At 69.3% G+C, this 21,518-nt stretch carries 2 protein-coding genes (1 of these 2 only partly in view); both read left to right on the top strand.

The window, feature by feature from the left end:
* On the top strand, positions 1 to 18,564 hold the 3' portion of the coding sequence (locus ACWW1C_RS27055) for a non-ribosomal peptide synthase/polyketide synthase (RefSeq protein ID WP_455981123.1). Its footprint begins 12,405 nt before the window's first position; only the last 18,564 of its 30,969 coding nucleotides appear in the window; the start codon falls outside the window, past its left edge; its stop codon occupies positions 18,562 to 18,564.
* Complete coding sequence (locus tag ACWW1C_RS27050) at positions 18,561 to 21,518, top strand: MMPL/RND family transporter (RefSeq protein ID WP_455981122.1); 2,958 nt, start codon at positions 18,561 to 18,563, stop codon at positions 21,516 to 21,518. Before ACWW1C_RS27055 ends, ACWW1C_RS27050 begins: the two co-directional genes overlap by 4 nt.

Here is a 21,518-nt window from a genome sequence, read left to right as displayed (position 1 = left end):
CTGGTCACCGACCTCGGGACGGCATACGTCAGCCGTTGTGCGGGCGCGGCGCCGGGCTGGGCCCCATTGGCCGTGCAGTACGTCGACTACACCCTGTGGCAGCGCAGGCAACTCGGCGAACTCGACGCCCCCGACAGCGAGATCTCGGCCCAGCTGGACTTCTGGGCCGAAGCCCTCGCGGGCATGCCCGACCGGATCGACCTGCCGACCGATCGGCCCTATCCGGCGGTCGCCGATCTGCGCGGTGCCACGGTCGAGGTGGACTGGCCCGCCGAGCTGCAGCAGCAGATCGCGCGGGTGGCGCGCGAGCACAACGCGACGAGCTTCATGGTCGTGCAGGCCGCGCTCGCGGTGATGCTGGCCAAGCTCGGCGCCAGTTCCGATGTCGCCATTGGCTTTCCGATCGCAGGCCGGCGTGACCGCGCTCTCGACGACCTGGTGGGCTTCTTCGTCAACACCCTGGTGCTGCGCGTCGACCTGGCCGGAAACCCCACTGTCGAAGAGCTTTTGGCGCAGGTGCGGGCCCGCAGCCTCGCTGCCTACGAACATCAGGACGTGCCCTTCGAGGTGCTGGTCGAGCGATTGAATCCCGCACGCTCGCTGTCCCACCACCCGCTGGTGCAGGTCATGCTGGGCTGGCAGAACCTGCCGTGGCAGCACGTCGACAGTGCGGCCGGCCTGGCATTGGGCGACCTGACCGTCACTCCGCTGCCGGTGGAAACCCAGGCCGCGCGCATGGACCTGGCGTTCTCGCTGTCCGAACGCTGGACGGCCACCGGCGAACCCGCGGGCATCGGCGGCATCGTCGAATTCCGCACCGACGTGTTCGATGCGGCGAGCGTCGAAGCGCTGGTGCAGCGGATGCAGGGTGTGCTGGCGGCCATGACCGTCGATCCCAGCCGAGCGCTGTCGACGGTCGACCTGCTGACCGCCGACGAGCGGGCGCGGGTCGAGGCGAACGGGCATCGTGACGTCCTGAGGCAGCCGTCGGACCAGCCGTCGATTCCCGAGTTGTTCGCCACCCACGTCCGTTCGGGGCCCAACGCGGTGGCGATCACCGACGCGGGTGCGTCGATGACATACGCGGAACTGGATATGGCGTCGAACCGGGTGGCCCACCTGCTGACCGGGCGCGGTGTCGGTCCGGGTTCTGTTGTGGCGCTGCTGCTTTCCCGCTCGACCGACGCCATCGTCGCGATGCTGGGTGTGCTCAAGGCCGGTGCGGCCTACCTGCCGATCGATGTGTCGTGGCCGTCGCCGCGCATTGAGTTCGTCCTCGACGACGCGGCACCGGCGGCGGCGATCAGTACCGACCCGGATCTGTTGGCCGGCTTCGGCGGCGCGGTCATCGCCGTCGATGATGCTGCGGAACAAGCGGATTCAGCGCTGCCGCTGCCGGATGCCGATGCGCTTGCGTACCTGATCTACACCTCGGGCACCACCGGTGTGCCCAAGGGTGTCGGGCTCACCCACGCCAATGTGACGCAGCTGCTCGGCACCCTCGAAGCAGGTCTGCCCGCCGCCGGGGTGTGGAGCCATGCGCACTCGCCGGCATTCGACGTGTCGGTGTGGGAGATCTTCGGTCCGCTGCTGCGCGGTGGCCGGGTCGTGGTGATCGGCGACGATGTTGCGCGGTCGTCGGCGGATCTGCACCGCACCTTGGTGGCCGAAGGTGTCACCGTCCTGACTCAGACCCCAACGGCGGCAGCGGTTTTGTCTCCGGCCGGTCTGGAGTCCGCCACGCTCGTCGCGGTCGGTGAGGCCTGCCCGCCGGAGGTCGTGCAGCGCTGGGCGACCGGCGGCCGCGTCATGGTCAATGCCTATGGACCGACCGAGACGACGATGTGCGTCGCGATCAGCGTGCCGCTGACGACCGAGTCGGTGGCGGAGTCCGCCCTGGTGCCGATCGGTTCGCCGGTGGGCGGGGCGGCGCTGTTCGTGCTCGACGACTCATTGCAGCCGGTGCCGCCCGGGGTGATCGGTGAACTGTACGTCGCGGGCGCCGGGCTGGGTGTGGGCTATCTGCGCCGCGCCGGGCTGAGTGCGGCGCGCTTCGTGGCCTGCCCGTTCGGGGCCCCGGGGCAGCGCATGTACCGCACCGGCGACCTGGTGCGGTGGGGTGCCGACGGACAGCTGACGTACCTGGGGCGTGCCGACGAGCAGGTGAAGATCCGCGGCTACCGCATCGAACTCGGCGACGTGCAAACAGCGTTGGCGGCGCTGGACGGTGTGCAGCAGGCCGTGGTGATCGCCCGCGAGGACCGGCCGGGTGACCGGCGTCTGGTCGGATATGTGACAGGTACCCTCGACCCGGCCGCGGCCCGAGCCGAACTGGCGCAAGGACTCCCCGGGTACATGGTGCCCGCGGCGATCGTGACGCTGGAGCGCTTGCCGTTGACTGCCAACGGCAAGCTCGATACGCGTGCCCTGCCCGCGCCCGACTACGTCGCGGGCGACTACCGGGCACCGGCAACCGCCGTCGAGGACATCCTGGCCGGAATCTTCGCGAATCTGTTGGGACACAGCCGCGTCGGCGTGGATGATTCCTTCTTCGATCTCGGCGGTGACAGCATCGCCGCCATGCGGCTGATCGCGGCGATCAACGCAGCGCTGGACACGGACCTGGCGGTACGCACGGTCTTCGAGGCGCCGACCATCGCCGAGCTGGCCCCGCGGATCGGGACATCCGCAACGCGGCGGGAGCCGCTGGTGCCGAGCGAGCGGCCGGACGTCATCCCGTTGTCGTTCGCGCAGAATCGCTTGTGGTTCCTCGAACAACTGCAGGGTCCGTCCGCGACCTACAACCTCTCCACGGTGCTACGGCTCACCGGGAACCTGGACGCCGAGGCGCTGCGTGCCGCGCTGGTCGACGTCGTGGTCCGGCACGAGGCGCTGCGGACGGTGTTCGTCGCGCCCGACGGCGTACCGCAGCAGGTGGTGCTGCCGGCGTCGGCGGCCGACATCGGTTGGGAGAGCACCGATGCCACCGGCTGGGCGGCGGACCGACTGACCGCCGCCGTGGACACCGCGGCGCGATACGCCTTCGATATCGCCACCGAGATTCCCTTGCGGGCCAGCCTGTTCCGGGTTGCCGCCGACGAACACGTCCTGGTTGCCGCCGTGCACCACATCGCGGCCGACGGCTGGTCGATCACGCCGCTGGCGCGCGACCTGGGCGTGGCCTACGCGAGCCGGTGCGCCGGCCAGACGCCACAGTGGCCGGACCTGCCGGTGCAGTACGTCGACTACACGCTGTGGCAGCGTGCGCAATTCGGCGATCTGCACGATGGCGACAGCCCGATCGCGGCGCAGCTCGGCTACTGGCAGGACGCGTTGGCCGGGCTGCCCGAACGGCTGCAACTGCCGACCGATCGCCCCTACCCGCTCGTCGCGGATCAGCATGGCGCGACCGTCGCCATCGACTGGCCGGCCGAGTTGCAGCAGCAGATCGCGGACGTGGCGCGTGAACACCACGCCACCGGATTCATGGTGGTGCAGGCGGCGCTGGCCTTGCTGCTCGCCAAGGTCAGCGCGAGTTCCGATGTCGCCGTGGGCTTCCCGATCGCGGGCCGGACCGACCCGGCGCTCGACGAGCTCGTCGGCTTCTTCGTCAACACCCTGGTGCTGCGCGTCGAACTGTCCGGTGATCCGACGTTCGCCGACCTGCTGGCGCAGGTGCAGCAGCGCAGTCTCGCGGCCTACGAGAACCAGGACGTGCCGTTCGAGGTGCTGGTCGAGCGGCTCAACCCCACGCGGAGCCTGACGCACCACCCGTTGGTGCAGATACTGCTGGCCTGGCAGAACCTGCCCGGGCAACAGGGACGTGGCGCCGGGCTGACCCTCGGCGACCTGGAGGTGACCCCGGTCCCGGTCGACACCCAGACCGCCCGCATGGACCTGACGTTCTCGCTCGGTGAGCGCTGGACCGACGACGGCGCACCCGCCGGCATCGCGGGCACCGTCGAATATCGCACCGATGTTTTCGACGCCGCCACCATCGAGGCACTGGTCGACCGGTTGCGGCGTGTACTGACCGCCGTCAGCGCCGATCCGACCGCGCCGGTCTCCCGGGTCGAGATGCTCGACGACGCCGAGCGCACACGGATCGACGATCTCGGCAACCGGGCGGCGTTGGCCCGGCCGGCGGACGACGTCTCGATCCCAGAACTGTTCGCCGCGGTGGTCGCGCGAAATCCCGACGCGGACGCCCTCAGCTGCGCGGGCCACACCCTGACCTACCGGGAACTCGATCGGCGGGCCGGCCAGTTTGCGCACCTGCTTGCCACCCACGGTGCCAGGCCGGGACAGACTGTGGCACTTCTGCTTCCGCGGTCTGCGGAGGCGATTGTGGCGATCCTGGCGGTGCTCAAGACCGGGGCGGCCTATCTGCCGCTCGATCCGGCGCTGCCGGCGTCCCGCGTCGAATTCGTGCTCGCGGATGCGACCCCGGTCGCGGTGATCACGTCGCATGACCTGGCGGACCGCGTCTCCGGTCTCGACGTCACGGTCATCGACGTGGACGACCCGACCGTGGCCGCCCGGCCCGACACGACACCGGCGGGGCCAGCCGCAGACGACATCGCCTACCTGATCTACACCTCCGGCACCACCGGCGTCCCCAAAGGCGTTGCGGTGATGCACCGTAACGTGACGCAGTTGATCGGCGCCGCAGACTCGGGCCTGCCGACCGTGGGCGTCTGGAGCCAGTGGCACTCGCTGGCCTTCGACGTGTCGGTGTGGGAGATCTTCGGTGCGCTGCTCAACGGCGGGCGGCTGGTCGTCGTACCCGAGTCGGTGGCGCGGGCGCCAGAGGACCTCCACGCCCTGGTGGCGGCCGAGCGGGTCACCGTGCTGAGCCTGACACCGTCTGCGGCAGGCGCGCTTTCGGCCGACGGCCTGGACAATGTCACGCTGGTGGTGGCGGGCGAGGCGTGTCCGACCGAGCTCGTCGACCGCTGGGGGTCGAGCCGCGTCATGATCAACGCCTACGGCCCGACCGAGGCCACCATCTACGCCGCGATCAGCGCACCGCTCACGCCGGGGCAGCCGACGGTGCCGATCGGCTCGCCGGTACCGAACGGGTCGACGTTCGTACTGGACGGTCATCTGCGTCCGGTGCCCATCGGTGTCGTGGGCGAGCTGTACCTCGCCGGCGGTGGCGTCGCGGCCGGATACCTACGTCGCGGTGGGCTGACCGCCGCGCGCTTTGTGGCCTGCCCGTTCGGCGGCCCCGGCGCCCGGATGTACCGCACCGGTGATCTGGTGCGCTGGCGCGCCGACGGGCAGCTGGATTACCTGGGCCGAGCTGACGACCAGGTCAAGATCCGTGGCTATCGCATCGAGCTGGGAGATATCCAAGCCGCGTTGGCAGACCTCGACGGCGTGGAACAGGCCGCGGTGATCGCCCGCGAAGACCGCCCCGGTGACAAGCGGCTGGTCGGCTACGTCACCGGCTCGGCCGACCCGGCGGCTGTCCGCGCCGCGCTGGCAGATCGGTTGCCGGCGTACATGATTCCGGCCGCGGTGATCGTGGTTCCGGAGCTGCCGCTGACTGCGAACGGCAAGCTCGATATCCGCGCTCTGCCGGTGCCCGAGTATGCCGCGGGCGACTACCGGGCGCCCGCCAACCCGATCGAGGAAATCCTCGCAGGCATCTACGCCGCGGTGCTCGGTGTCGAGCGGGTCGGTGTGGATGACTCGTTCTTCGACCTTGGCGGCGACAGCATTTCGTCGATGCAGGTCGTCACCCGCGCGCGAGCGGCGGGCCTGACCTGCCGCACCAAGGACCTCTTCGTCGAGCAGACCGTCGCCCGGCTGGCCCGGGTGGTCGAAGTCGCCGAGAACTCCGACGGGGCAATCGATTCGGGCGTCGGATCGCTGCCGGCCACCCCGATCATCGAGTGGCTGCGCAGCGTCGACGGTCCGACCGACCAGTTCAACCAGACAGTCGTGATGCAGGCCCCGGCGCACGCGACCGCCGCCGACGCGGCAACGCTGTTGCAGGCCTTGCTGGATCACCATGCCACCCTGCGCATGCGCGTCGAGGACGACGGTGCCGGCGGGTGGTCGCTGACCACGGCCGATCCGGGCACCGTGGCTGCCCACGGCTGCTTGCACACCGTGGACACCTGGACCGACGAGGCGCTGGCGGCGGCCCGTGCGCGGCTGAATCCCGCTGCCGGTTCGATGCTCAGCGCGCTGTGGGTGGCGGACACCCGGCAACTCCCGGTGCTCGTCCACCACCTGGCCGTCGACGCGGTGTCGTGGCGAATCCTGCTGGAAGACCTGAACATCGCCTGGATGCAGCACCGGGCCGGGCAGCCCGTGGCGTTGCCTGCGGGCGGCACCTCGTTCCGGCGTTGGGCGGAACTGCTCGCCGAGCATGCCCAGGACTCGGACGTCGCCGCTCACGCCGCGACCTGGCAGCGCGTCGCGCAGACGCCGGCCCTGTTGCCCGCCGTGCAACCCACCGTCGACACCTTTGCGACCGCGGGCCAGCTCGCCGCCGAACTGGACCCCGACACCACCGCGATGCTGCTGAGCACCGTCCCCACGGCGTTCCACGCCGGGATCAACGACATCCTGGTGATCGGATTCGCCTTGGCACTGGCGGAATTCGCCACTGCACATGGCACGCCGATCGGCATCGACGTCGAGGGACACGGGCGCCACGAAGAACTCGGTCCCGACGTCGACCTGACCCGGACCGTCGGCTGGTTCACCACCAAGTCCCCGGTGTCGATCGCGTTCGGGGACATCACCTGGGCGCAGGTGACCGCAGGCGACGCCGCGCTGGGCGGCGTCATCAAAGATGCCAAGGAGCAGCTCCGCGCGCTGCCGGACCCACTGACGTACGGGCTATTGCGGTACCCGAGCCCAGATACCAGCCCGGATTCCGTTGTGACCGCGCCTGATCCGGCCGTCGGCTTCAACTACCTAGGGCGCCAGGGTGGTACCGCCGCACTCTCCGAAGAGCTCTGGCGCATCGCGGACACCACGCCCACCAGCGCGATGGCGATCCCCATGCCGTTGATGCACACCCTGGAACTGGGCGCCGCTGCCGTCGAAACACCGGATGGCCCACGGCTGCAAGCCAATTGGACCTGGGCGCCGTCGGCACTCGACCGGGAACAGGTGACCCGCCTGAGCCGACTGTGGTTCGAGGCCCTGTCCGGTATCTGCGCCCACGTATCCGACGGTGGCGGAGGACTGACTCCCTCCGACATCGCGCCCGCCCGTCTCAGCCGGCAGCAGCTCGATGAGCTGGAGCGCCGCCAAGCTGTCGCCGACGTGCTGCCACTCACCCCGGTGCAGGAGGGCCTGCTCTTCCACGCCACCACATCCCAGGGCGGCGACGACCTGTACGCCGGCCAGCTGGACATCGGCGTCAGCGGCCGGCTCGATGTCGACCGACTGCATGACGCCGTGCGTGCCGTGGTCGCCCGCCATCCACATCTGGTGGCGAACTTCCCGAGGTTCGGCCAGCCGGTCCAGGTGATCCCCGCCGATCCCGTAACTGCTTGGCGTTACCTGGAACTCGACGCCGACTCCGATAGCGACGCGCGGCTGGCGGACATCCGCGCGGCCGAGCGTGCCGCGGTGTGCGACCTCATCGGCGGTCCGGTCTTCCGCGCAGCGCTGATCCGGGTCGCACCCGACCGCTACCGGTTCGTGCTGACGAACCACCACATCGTCCTCGACGGCTGGTCGATGCCGATCCTGTTGGCGGAGATCTTCGCCGGCTATCACGGCCACCGGCTGCCACCGGCCACGCCGTACCGCAACTACGTCAGCTGGCTGGCCGACCGGGATCACGACGCGGCCATCGCCGCCTGGGGTGAACTGCTCCGCGGCCTCGATACGCCCACCTTGGTGGGGCCCGCCGGCCGCACGGAATCGGGACCGCGACGCGTCGAGACCGTCACGCTCCCCACGGAAATCGCCACGGCGGTGGGTGACTTGGCCCGGTCCCGGCACACCACGGTCAACACCGTGCTGCAGGCCGCGTACGCCCAAGTGCTGTCCTGGCTGACGGGACGGCACGACGTCGTGTTCGGCACCACGGTGTCGGGCCGGCCGGCGGAGGTGGCGGGTGTCGAATCCATGGTCGGCCTCTTCATCAACACCGTTCCGGTGCGCGCCGACATCACCGCGACCACCACGGCGGCGGAACTGCTCGATCAGCTGCAGGGTGGCCACAACGACACCCTCGATCATCAGCACTTGGCGCTGGGCGAGATTCATCGTCTCACCGGACAGGACCAGCTGTTCGACACGTTGTTCGCGTTCGAGAACTACCCGGTCGATACCGCGGCGCTGTCGAGCGATGCCGAGCTGGCCGTCACCGATGTCGCGACACATGAGTCCACGCACTATCCGCTGACCGTGCAGGCACAACCCGGCAGGCAGCTGACCGTCCGCGTCGAGTACGACACGACAGTGTTCGCCGCGCCTGACATCGAGGCGATGATCGAGCGGCTGCAGACCGTACTGACGGCCATGACCGGCGACCCGCACCGGCCGCTGTCGGCGATCGGCGCCCTCGAGCCGGACGAGCAGGCCACGGTGGACCGGTGGAGCGGACGCGCCGTCCTGACGGAACCTGCTGCCGGGGAGACCATTCCGAGCTGCTTCGCCGCGCAGGTGGCGCGGACCCCCGACGCGACCGCGCTGACCTACCAGGCGTCCTCATGGACCTACCGCGAACTCGACGAGACCGCTGACCGGATCGCACACGCGTTGGCGGCTCGGGGAGCCGGACCGGGACAGACCGTGGCGCTGGTGTTCCCGCGCTCCGCCCACGCGGTCGTGGCGATTCTCGCGGTGCTCAAGACCGGGGCCGCGTACCTGCCGATCGACCCCGCGCTGCCCGCGGAACGCGTCGAGTTCATGGTCGCGGACGCAGTGCCGGTGGCGGTGCTCACCACCGCGGAACTGATCGGCGAGATGTCCGGACTGGGTACGCCGGTGCTGGACGTCATCACCCTGTCGGAACAGGAAAACGTCAGTGCGACAGCACTTCCGGAACCCCTCCCCGACGACGTCGCGCATGTCATCTACACCTCCGGCACCACCGGGCAGCCCAAGGGCGTCGCCGTCACGCACCGCAACGTGACGCAGTTGTTCGCCGGGCTGGACCTCGGTTTCCCGCTCGGTCCGGATCAGGTGTGGGCGCAGTTCCACTCGTACTCGTTCGACTTCTCGGTGTGGGAGATCTGGGCTGCCCTGCTGCACGGTGGGCGCCTCGTGGTCGTGCCCGACGCGGTGGTCCGGTCGGCAGATGAGTTCCACGCCTTGCTCGTTCGTCAGGGGGTCACGGTGCTCGCGCAGACGCCGTCGGCGGTCAGCGTGCTGTCGCCGGAAGGCCTCGAGTCGATGGCACTGCTGATCGGCGCCGAGGCATGCCCGCCGGAACTGGTGGACCGGTGGGCGCCGGGGCGCGTGATGCTCAACGTCTACGGTCCGACCGAGACGACCATGTGGGTGTCCAAGAGCACGCCACTGCTGGCGGGTTCCGGTGTGCCGCCGATCGGTTCGCCGGTTCCGGGCGCCGCGCTGTTCGTGCTCGACCAGTGGTTGCGCCCGGTACGGCCGGGCGCGATCGGCGAACTGTATGTGGCGGGCCGCGGTGTCGGCCTCGGTTACTGGGGCCGATCCGATTTGACCGCAACACGTTTCATGGCCTGCCCGTTCGGTGCGCCGGGAACCCGGATGTACCGGACCGGCGACCTGGCGAGCTGGGGGCCCGACGGCCAGCTCCGCTACCTCGGCCGCGCCGACGAGCAGGTCAAGATTCGCGGCCATCGCATCGAATTGGGTGAAGTGCGTTCGGCTCTGGCTGCCGTGGCCGGTGTCGACCAGGCGGTCGTGATCACTCGCGAGGACCAGGCCGGCAGCAAGCGTCTCGTGGGCTACATCGTCGGTGCCGTCGATCCGACCGAGGTGCGGGCCGCGCTCGCGCAGCGCCTGCCCGGCTACATGGTCCCGGCGGCGGTCGTCGGCCTGCCGGAACTTCCCGTCACGGTCAACGGCAAGCTCGACACCCGTGCGCTTCCGGAGCCGGAATACGTTGCGGGCGTGTACCGGGCGCCCGGCAGCCTGACCGAGGAGATCCTGGCCGACGTCTTCGCGCAGGTGCTCGGCATCGAGCGCGTCGGTGTCGATGACTCGTTCTTCGACCTCGGCGGTGACTCGCTGTCGACGATGCGGCTCGTTGCGGCGATCAACTCCGCACTGGACGTGGACCTTCCGGTCCGCGCGGTATTCGAGGCGCCCACCGTCGCCCAGCTGGTGCCGCGCATCGTCGCGGGCGGGCGCGGCCTGCAACCGCTGACGGTGGCCGAGCGGCCGGACGTGGTGCCGTTGTCGTTCGCGCAGAACCGACTCTGGCTGGTCGACCAGGTGCAGGGACCCTCACCGGTCTACAACATGGCGACGGCCCTGCGGATCGACGGCGGCCTGGATGTCGGTGCTCTCGGCGCCGCCCTGGCCGACGTGGTCGGTCGGCACGAGATCCTGCGCACACTGCTCACCGCACCTGACGGCACCCCGCAGCAGGTGGTGATCCCCGCGGCGCAAGCCGATTTCGGTTGGGATGTCGTCGACGCGACCGAGTGGTCGGCCGGCCGACTGCACGATGCCCTCGAGGCCGCCGCGCGCACCACCTTCGATCTGGCCACCGATATCCCGTTGCGGGCGCGCCTGTTCCGTGTTGATGACGACGAGCACGTCCTGGTGGCCGTGGTGCATCACATCGCCGCCGACGGTTGGTCGCTGCGGCCGCTGGTCGCCGATCTGGGTCTGGCCTACGCCGGCCGGTGCGCCGGCCAGGCACCCGACTGGGCGCCGCTGCCGGTGCAGTACATCGACTACACACTCTGGCAGCGTGCACAATTCGGCCGGCTGGACGACGGTGGCAGCCGCGTGGCCGCCCAGCTGGCGTACTGGGAGGACGCGCTGGCGGGCCTGCCCGAGCGCGTCCAGCTGCCCACCGACCGGCCGTACCCACTGGTCGCCGACATGGCCGGTGCGACCGTCGCCGTGCAATGGCCTGCCGACCTGCAGGAGCGGGTGGCCCGGCTGGCGCGGGAACACAATGCGACGACCTTCATGGTCGTGCAGGCGGCGCTGCTGGCGTTGCTCGCCAAGGTCAGCGCGAATACCGATGTCGCTGTGGGCTTCCCGATCGCCGGACGACGCGATCCCGCGCTCGACGATCTCGTCGGCTTCTTCGTCAACACCCTCGTGTTGCGCGCCGACGTGACGGGCTCGGGCGACCCGACATTCTCCGACTTGCTGAACCAGGTCCGCGGTCGCAGCCTGGAGGCCTTCGAGCACCAGGACGTGCCGTTCGAGCTGTTGGTCGAGCGGCTCAACCCCGCTCGCAGTCTCACCCACCATCCGCTGGTGCAGGTGATGCTGTCCTGGCAGAACTTCACCGGACTGACCGACCCCGCAGCTGGTTCCGGGCTGAAGGGCGTCGACGTCACATCGATCCCGTTGGGGACCCAGTCCGCCCGGATGGACCTGACGTTCTCGCTGTCCGAACGCTGGACCGCGACAGGTGCGCCCGCCGGCATCGGCGGTGAGGTCGAATTCCGCACCGACGTGTTCGACGCCGAAACCGTTGCCGCACTGGTCAACCGGATGGAGCTGCTGCTGACAGCGATGACCGCGGAACCACACCGGTCGCTGTCGTCGGTGAGTCTGGTCGACGACGCCGAACAGGCCCGCCTCGACGAACTCGGACACCGCGCGGTGCTGACCGCTCCGGCCGCCGGTGCCGGCTCCATCCCGGAGTTGTTCGCGGCTCAGGTCGCCCGGACCCCGGATGCGGGGGCGCTCACCTGGCAAGACCGGACCCTGACCTACGCGGAACTGGATGCGGCGGCAAATCAGTTGGCGCACCGGCTGATCGGCGAGGGCGCCGGTCCCGGGCAGACCGTGGCATTGCTGTTCCACCGCTCGGCCGAAGCGATCGTGGCGATCCTGGCGGTGCTCAAGGCCGGGGCGGCGTACCTGCCTATCGACCCGGCGTTGCCGGCGGCGCGCATCGAGTTCATGCTCGAGGACGCCAGGCCGGTCGCCGCGGTCACCACTGGGGATCTGGTCGAGCGGTTGGGCGGATTCGAGCGGCCGGTCATCGACATGACCGACGCCGATGTCGAAACTTGGCCCGCCACAACACCTCCGGCGCCCGATGCGGGTGATGTCGCGTACCTGATCTACACCTCTGGCACCACCGGAGTCCCCAAGGGCGTTGCCATCACGCACCGCAACGTCGTCGGGTTGCTGGGGCGGCTGGACGCGCAACTGCCGACGGCCCAGGTCTGGTCTGGGTGGCACTCACTGGCCTTCGACGTCTCGGTGTGGGAAATCTTCGGGGCCCTGCTGCACGGCGGACGCCTCGTCGTGGTGTCCGAGACGGTGGCTCGATCGCCGGAAGAACTGCACGAACTGCTGGTGGCCGAGGGTGTCACGATGCTGACCCAAACCCCCTCCGCGGCAATGATGTTGTCGCCGGATGGCCTGGAGTCGACGTCACTGGTGGTGGCGGGCGAGGCCTGCCCGTCCGAACTCGTCGACCGCTGGACGTCCGACCGCACCGAAGCGGGCCGGGTGATGCTCAACGCCTACGGCCCGACCGAGGCCACCATCTACGCGGCAGTCAGCGCACCCCTCACCTCAGGATCGCCCGCGGTGCCGATCGGCACGCCGGTGTCGGGCGCGGCGTCCTTTGTCCTGGACGAGCGGCTGCGCCCGGTGCCGATCGGTGTCGTCGGCGAGCTATACGTCGCAGGTTCCGGCGTCGCAGCCGGATACGTGCGCCGTGGTGGTCTGACGGCGTCGCGCTTCGTGGCATGCCCGTTCGGCGCGCCGGGACAACGGATGTACCGCACCGGCGACCTGGTGCGGTGGGGCGGCGATGGCCAGCTGCAGTACCTGGGCCGCGCCGACGAGCAGGTCAAGATCCGCGGCTACCGCATCGAATTGGGCGACGTGCAAACGGCATTGGCCGGTCTCGCCGGAGTCCGGCAGGCAGCGGTGATCGTGCGCGAAGACCGCCCGGGTGACAAGCGACTCGTCGGTTACATCACCGGCACGGCGGACCCGGCCGAGGCGCGGACCGCGGTGGCGAAACATCTTCCCGCGTACATGGTTCCGGCCGCCGTGGTGGCAATGGCGACGCTGCCGTTGACGCCCAACGGCAAGCTGGATCGCCGGGCATTGCCCGCCCCGACCTACGGCAGCGCCGATCAGTACCGTGCGCCGGCCACCCCGGTAGAAGAGACGCTGGCCGCGGTATACGCCGACGTGCTCGGCGTTGAGCGGGTCGGCGTCGACGATTCGTTCTTCGAACTGGGCGGCGACAGCATCATGTCGATGCAGGTGGTGGCCCGGGCACGGGCGGCCGGTTTGAGCTGCCGGCCGCGTGACGTCTTCGTCGAGCAGACGGTGGCCCGCCTGGCACTCGTGGTCGGAACCGTCAGCGACACAAGCGACGTCATCGACGAGGGTGTCGGCCCGGTGGTCGCCACCCCGATCATGCGGTGGCTGCAGGGTGTGGACGGCCCGACCGATCAGTTCAACCAGACCATGGTGGTGCAGGCCCCGGCAGGCGTCACCGAGACCGATGTGGCAATGCTGTTGCAGGCCTTGGTGGACCGCCACCCGATGCTGCGGCTGCAGGTCGATGCGAGTTGGTCGCCGCAGGTGCCCGCCTCCGGCGCGATCGCCAGGGAGTGCCTGCACACGGTCGACGAGCTGACCGAAGCTGCGGTGGTCGCGGCGCGGTCGCGGTTGAATCCAGCGGCCGGCATGCTGCTCAGCGCGCTGTGGGTGGCCCCGGTGCGGCAACTGGTGCTGATCATCCACCACCTGGCCGTGGATGGCGTGTCATGGCGGATCCTGTTGGAGGACTTGAACGTCGCGTGGCTGCAGTCCCGCGCCGGGCAGCCCGCTGAACTACCGGCGAGCGGCACGTCGTTCCAGCGCTGGTCGCAGGTACTCGCCGAATACGCCGCGGCGCCCGAGGTGGTTGCGCAGGCGGAGCACTGGCGGCAGGTGGCAGCCACCCCGGCGTTGTTGCCCGCCGTGGAGCCGGAGCGGGATACCTTCGCCACCGCGGGACAGTTGTCGGTCACGCTGGACGATGTCGACACCGTGCAGACGCTGCTGCGCGAGGCGCCGGCGGCGTTCCATGCCGGCATCAATGACATGCTGCTGATCGGATTCGCCTTGGCGGTGGCCGAATTCACGGGCACCGGTGGCACGCCGATCGGCATCGACGTGGAAGGCCACGGTCGGCACGACGAAATCGCCGAGCATCTCGATCTGTCGCGCACCGTCGGCTGGTTCACCACCAAGTACCCCGTGGCCGTCACGGTCGGCGATCTCTCGTGGACGCAGGTGACATCCGGAGACGCCGCCCTGGGCGCGGTGATCAAGGACGCCAAGGAGCAACTGCGCGCACTGCCGGAGGGCCTGACCTTCGGGTTGCTGCGCTACCTGAACGACGATGTCGACCTCGATACACCGGACCCGGCAATCGGTTTCAACTATCTGGGCCGACTCGGCGGCGGTTCCGAACTGTCCGACGAACTGTGGCAGGTGGGCCGGGACGGCACGGCGGCAACCGAGGTCACCGGCCTGGCGACCGCGGTACCCATGCCGCTGATGCACACCGTCGAGCTCAACGCCGGCACTGTCGACACCGACGCCGGCCCGCAGCTGCACGCCAACTGGACGTGGGCACCGTCAGCGCTCGACGACAACCAGGTTCAGCGGCTCAGCCGCCTGTGGTTCGACGCGCTCACCGGTATCTGCACCCTGGTCCGCTCCGGCGGCGGCGGCCTGACCCCGTCGGACATCGCGCCGGCGCGCCTGGACCAGCAGCAGATCGACGACCTGGAGCGGGAGCACCCCGTCGCCGACATCCTGCCGATGACGCCGCTGCAGCAGGGTCTGCTCTTCCACGCCGCGCAGGCGGGCGTCGACGCCGATCTGTATGCGGTGCAACTGGATCTGACCCTCGCCGGCCCGCTCGACACGGCGCGGCTGCGGGACGCCGTGCAGACGGTGGTCGAGCGGCACCCGAACATCGCGGCCCGCTTCCACGCCGGACTCGATGTACAGGTCATCCCGGCGGCGCCCGAAGTCGCCTGGCAGGTGCTGGACGCCGCGGACGACGAGGTCACGCGCATCTGCGCGGTGGAACGTGCCGCGGTGTCCGACCTCACCGACCAGCCGGCGTTCCGGGTGGCGTTGGTTCGCACCGGGGAACACCGGCACCGGCTGGTGCTCACCAACCATCACGTCGTGATGGACGGCTGGTCACTACCGATCCTGCTGCGCGAGATCTTCGCCGGCTATCACGGGTACCGGTTGTCCGCCGCGGTCCCGTACCGCCGCTTCGTCACGTGGTTGGCCGAGCGCGATCTCGATGCCGCACGCACCGCGTGGGCGGAGGTGCTGGCCGGCGTCGACACGCCGACACTGGTCTCACCACGACCCGGGACCGGTGGTCGCGGGCTGAAATCCGTTGCGCTGTCAGCTGAAACCACGCACGCCGTCGGCGAGCTGGCGCGGGCGCACCACACCACCGTGAACGTCGTCCTGCAGAGCGCCTACGCGCAGTTGCTCATGCAGCTGACGGGCCGCCACGATGTGGTGTTCGGTACCGCCGTCTCCGGCCGTCCGACCGACGTCCCCGGCGCCGATGCGATGGTCGGTCTGATGATCAACACCGTGCCGGTGCGGGCCACCGCGACCGCCGTCACCACCGTGGCGGAACTGCTCGACCAGATGCAGGATGCGCACAACCGTACGCTCGATCACCAGCACCTCTCGCTTGCCGAGATGCATCGAATCACCGGTCAGGACAGGCTCTTCGACACGCTGTTCGCCTACGAGAACTACCCGCTGGGCGCCGCCGCGTCCGGCGGCGTCGGGGACCTGACCATCACCGAGTTCAGCAGCCATGAGCAGAACCACTATCCGTTGACAGTGCAGGCGATGCCGGGCGACGAACTGGGCCTGCGGCTCGAGTACGACACCGAGGTCTTCGGCGCGGCCGACATCGACCGGCTCGTCGAGCGGTTCGAACGCGTGCTCGTCGCGATGATCACCGCGCCCAACGGGCGGCTCGCGGCAGTGAATCTGCTTGTTGCCGAAGAGCGATCGCAGCTGGACCAGATCGGCAACCGCGCCGCCAGGGCTGGCGGACCGGCATCGATCCCGGCGCTGTTCGCCGCCCAGGTCGACCGGACACCGGCGGTCACCGCGCTCACCGGATTGGGTCGCGAGCTGACCTACCGCGACCTAGACGAGGCCTCGAACCGGTTGGCGCACCGACTGATCGATGACGGCGCCGGTCCGGGACAGACCGTGGCGGTGCTGTTCCCCCGGTCCCTCGACGCGGTCGTGGCGATCCTCGCGATCCTCAAGACCGGGGCGGCGTACCTGCCGATCGATCCGGCACTGCCGGCGGAGCGGCTCGCCTTCCTGCTGTCCGATGCCGCCCCGATTGTCGCGGTCACCACCGAGGACCTGGCCGGCCGGCTCGGCGGCTTCCGCGGCCCGGTCGTCGTCGGCGCCGACGAAAACCGTCCCGCCACAAGGCTTCCGCACCCCGACCCGGACAGCGTTGCCTACCTGATCTACACCTCCGGCACCACCGGAACGCCCAAGGCCGTGGCGGTGGCACACCGCAACGTCGCCCGCCAGTTCGGGACGCCGCTCGTAGGCCTGCCCGCCGACCCGGTATGGACGCAGTGCCACTCGTACGCGTTCGACTTCTCGGTGTGGGAGTTGTGGGCCGCGCTGCTGCATGGCGGCCGTCTGGTGATCGTGCCGGAGTCGGTGACCGCCAACGCGGACCAGTTCCAGCGATTGCTCGCAACCGAACACGTCAACGTGCTCACTCAGACGCCCTCCGCGGCAGCCGTATTGGTGCCCGAGCAGCTGGCACCGCTGGCGCTGCTGGTCGGCGGCGAGGCATGCCCTGCCGACCTGGTCGACCGCTGGACGTCGTGCGGGCACACCATGGTCAACGCCTATGGCCCCACCGAGACCACGGTGTACGCGGCGATGACCGAACCGCTCACGGCGGCAACAGGTCCGGTGCCGATCGGCACACCGGTGCCCGGTACGGCGCTGTTCGTACTGGACGGCTGGTTGCGGCCGGTGCCCGCCGGCGTCGTCGGAGAGCTGTACGTCGCGGGTGACGGCGTGAGCGTCGGCTACGCCGGCCGGACGGGGCTGACCGCGGACCGGTTCGTGGCCTGCCCGTACCGGGGCGCGGGGGAGCGCATGTACCGCACCGGAGACCTGGTGCGGTGGGATGACGACGGCCGCCTGCACTACGTCGGCCGGGCCGACGAGCAGGTCAAGATTCGCGGTTTCCGCATCGAACTCGGGGAAGTGCAAACGGTTTTGGCGCGCCTCGACGGCGTCGACCAGGCGGCGGTGATCGCCCGCGAGGAGCGCCTGGTCGGCTACATCACCGGCACCGCCGATCCCGCGACGCTGCGCGACCAGCTGGCCGACCTGCTGCCGGCCCACGCGGTCCCGGCCGCCATCGTCGCGCTGCCCGCGCTGCCGGTCACGGTCAACGGCAAGCTCGACGTCCGCGCCCTGCCGGCACCTGAATACCGGGCCGGCGCCTACCGGGCTCCGCGCTCGGCCACCGAGGCGGCGCTGGCCGCTGCCTACGGCCGGGTCCTCGGCGTCGAACGGGTCGGAGTGGACGAGTCGTTCTTCGGCCTCGGCGGCGACAGCATCTCGGCCATGCGCCTCGTCGCAGCCGTCCGCGCGGACCTCGGCATCGAGCTGTCGGTGACGACGGTGTTCGAGGCGCCCACAGTGCAGGCGCTCGGCGCGCGATTGGCGACGGCCGGTGCGGCCGCACCGGACATCGCCCCGGTGCAGGTACTGAAGACCGGTACGGGCGTCCCACTGTTCTGCCTGCCCGCCGTCAGCGGCGTCAGCTGGCCGTACCAGGTGCTGGCCGAGCACGTCGACGGTCCGATCATCGGCATTCAGCAACCGGCCACAGACACGCCGGGATCGCTGAGCGAGATGGCCGCGACATATGCGGACCGGATTCAGTCCGAGCAGCCGTCGGGGCCGTACCACCTGCTCGGCTGGTCGTTCGGCGGTGTGGTCGCGCACGCGGTCGCCGTCGAGCTGCAGCGGCGCGGCGCCGCTGTCGCGCGGTTGGTGCTGCTCGACGCCGAGCCGAGCCTGCGCGTTGCGAATCAGTCGGTCGACCGGGACCAGCTGGCCGGCGTCGTGGACGACGGGCTGATGGACCTGTTGGTACGCAACTTCGACACCAACGTCGCGCTGTACGGCGAACACGAGGCGGCCCTGTTCTCCGGTGATGTCGTGGTGGTCGCGGCTGCCCGGGGCGACGCTGATCGTGGCGCCTTCCTCACGCAGAGCTGGCGGCCGCATGTGGCCGGCGCCGTCACGGTGCATGCCGTGGAGCGCGCGCACCATGAGATGCTGACCGTCGAAGCGCTTGCCGAGTACGGCAGGTATCTGGGCGGTGAGGCAACGTGAAAGTTCGGTCGGGCGGGGGTGTGTTCGCCGGCGCTTTCGAGCTGCTGGCGCGGCTTGTGCTGCGCCGTCCGTGGGCGGTGATCGGCGCCTGGCTGCTGCTCGTGGTGGCGCTGTCGGTGGCCGTGCCGCCACTCATGAAGCTGGCGAGCGACCGAAACCAGGAGTTGCTGCCGAGCAACTCGGCGGTGATGGCGGCGACGCGGGACATGACGACCGCGTTCCACGAACCCGGTATCCAGAACATCGCGCTGGTGGTCCTCACCGACGAGAGCGGACTGACCAAAGCCGACGAAGACGTCTACCGCACCCTGGTCGACAGCCTGCACCGCGACACCGCCGACGTGGTGATGGTGCAGGACTTCATCTCTGCGCCGCCGATGCGAGAGGTGTTGGCCAGCAAGGACAACAAGGCCTGGTTCATCCCGGTGGGTATCCGGGGTGAGCTCGGTTCCCCGGAATCGAGTGAGGCGTACAAGCGCGTCGTCGGCATCGTCGACCACACCGTCTCCGGCTCGACGCTGACGGTCCACATGACCGGCTTGACCGCCACCGTCGCCGAACGGGAACAACTCGGGTTGCGCGATCTGCGGGTCATCGAGACCGCGACGATCGCCATGGTCCTGCTGATTCTCTTTGTGGTGTACCGCAACATCGTCACGATCCTGGTGCCGCTCGCGACCATCACGGTCTCGCAGGCCGCCGCTACGCAGGGTGTCGCGGCCCTGGCGACGTGGGGTCTGCCCATCTCGCAACAGACCGTCGTCTTCATGAGCGCCATGATGATCGGCGCAGGCGTGGACTACGCCGTCTTCCTGATCAGTCGCTACCACGAATACCTCAGGCAGGGCGTGGATTCCGACGAAGCCGTGGCACGCGCGCTGACCGCCATCGGCAAGGTCATCGCGGCGTCCGCGGCCACCGTCGCGGTGACGTTCCTGGGCATGAGTTTCACGACGCTCAAGGTGTTCTCGACCACCGGTCCGGCGCTCGCGGTCACGATCGCCGTGGCGTTCTTCTCGTCGATCACGTTGCTGCCGGCGATCTTGACGCTCGTCGGGCGGCGCGGCTGGGCCCGTCCTCGCAAGGAACTGACCAGCCGCTTCTGGCACCGGTCCGGTATCAACATCGTGCGGCGCCCCGTGGTCCACCTCGTCGGCAGCCTGGTGGTACTGATCGCGCTGGCCGCCGGGGTCGGTTGGCTGCACACCAGCTACGACGCCCGCACCGCACTGCCGGCCTCCGCGGAGAGCAACATCGGCATGGCCGCCATCGAACGACACTTCCCGGCGAGTGTGACTGCACCGCAATATCTTTTCGTCCAGTCGCCGCATGACCTGCGCACCACCAAGGGACTCGCCGACCTCGAGCAGATGGCGCAGCGCGTCGCGCAGTTGCCCGACATCGCCGCCGTCCGCGGTGTCACCCGACCCACCGGCGCCCCGCTGGAACAGGCCACGCTGAGTTTTCAGGCCGGCGAGATCGGCAACAAACTCGCCGAGGCCACCAACAAGATCAATGGCAGCGTCGACCAACGGCAGGCCCTGGTCGGCGGGGCCGGCAAGCTCGCCGACAGCCTGGCGACCGTGCGTACCCAGCTGACCAAGACGATGGGCGTGCTCGACAACCTGAACAAGAGCATGGCGAACATCAAGGACCAGCTGGAGAGCTCGCAAGAGTTCCAGGACGCGCAGCGGCAGATGGATGCCGTACGCAATTCCGGTGATGTGCCGAACATCCCGCCGCGGTCCGGCACCCAGAACTTCCAGGACATGGTCGCCATGGCCGATGCGCTGCTGCAGCAGCGGAAGGACAATCCCGGCTGCGATGCGGACCCGGATTGCACGGGGCAGCGCGACCAGCTGCAGCGGCTGTCCGACGGCCTGCACAAGATGCAGCCCTCGTTGGACTCGGCGGCCAAAGCCCTTCGCTCCCTTGGTGGGGCAGGCGGGGGTGGTGCGGGCGGTAGTTCAGGTGGGATGAAGCAGAACATGGCCGCCCTGCAGGAAGGCGCCAACGCGCTGGCCGAGGGCAGCCGAAAGATCGCCGAAGGGCTGCGCGTCCTCGACGACCAGACCAAGCAACTCGGCGAAGGGCTTTCGCACGCCTCGGCGTTCCTGCTGGCGATGAAACTGCACGCATCCGAGCCGGGCGCGGCGGGCTTCTACATCTCCCCGGAAATCCTGGACAACGACAAATTCAAAGACCTGGCACGGGTTTTCATGTCGCCCGACGGACATTCGGCGCGGTACCTGGTCGAGTCCAAGCTGAACCCCTACGACACCAAGGCCATGGACCAGGTCAAGGCGATCCTCGCCGCCGCACAAGGCGCGCAGGTGAATACGTCGCTGGCGGACGCGAAGATCGCGATGTCGGGCATGACGCCCTATTACGCGGAACTGCGCGACTACTTCAACCAGGACCTGCGATACATCGTGCTGATGACCGTCATCGTGGTGTTCCTGATCCTGGTACTGCTGCTGCGGGCAGTCGTGGCGCCGCTGTATCTCGTTGGCACCGTGATCCTCTCGTGCCTGTCGTCGCTCGGTATCGGGGTCATCGTGCTGCAGATCCTCGGCGGCCAACCGATGGCGGCGAGCACCCCGGGCATGGCCTTCATCGTGCTGGTGGCGGTCGGCGCGGACTACAACATGCTGCTGATCTCGCGGATTCGTGACGAGTCCCCGAACGGCATCCGCTCGGGTGTCATCCGCACCGTGCGGAGTACCGGTAGTGTGATCACCTCGGCCGGAATGATCTTCGCCGCACCGATGTTCGCGATGCTGTTCAGCAGCATCGGCTCGATGGTGCAGGGCGGCTTCATCATCGGTGTCGGCCTGCTGATCGACACCCTGATCGTCCGCACCGTCACCGTGCCGGCGCTGGCCGTGCTGGTCGGCAAGTACAACTGGTGGCCGTCGCGATCCAAGCGGAACCCAGCGCCCGCCCTGAGCTAG

The organism is Mycobacterium sp. HM-7 (assembly GCF_053852335.1).
This window is presented reverse-complemented; position numbering and strand designations above follow the sequence as displayed.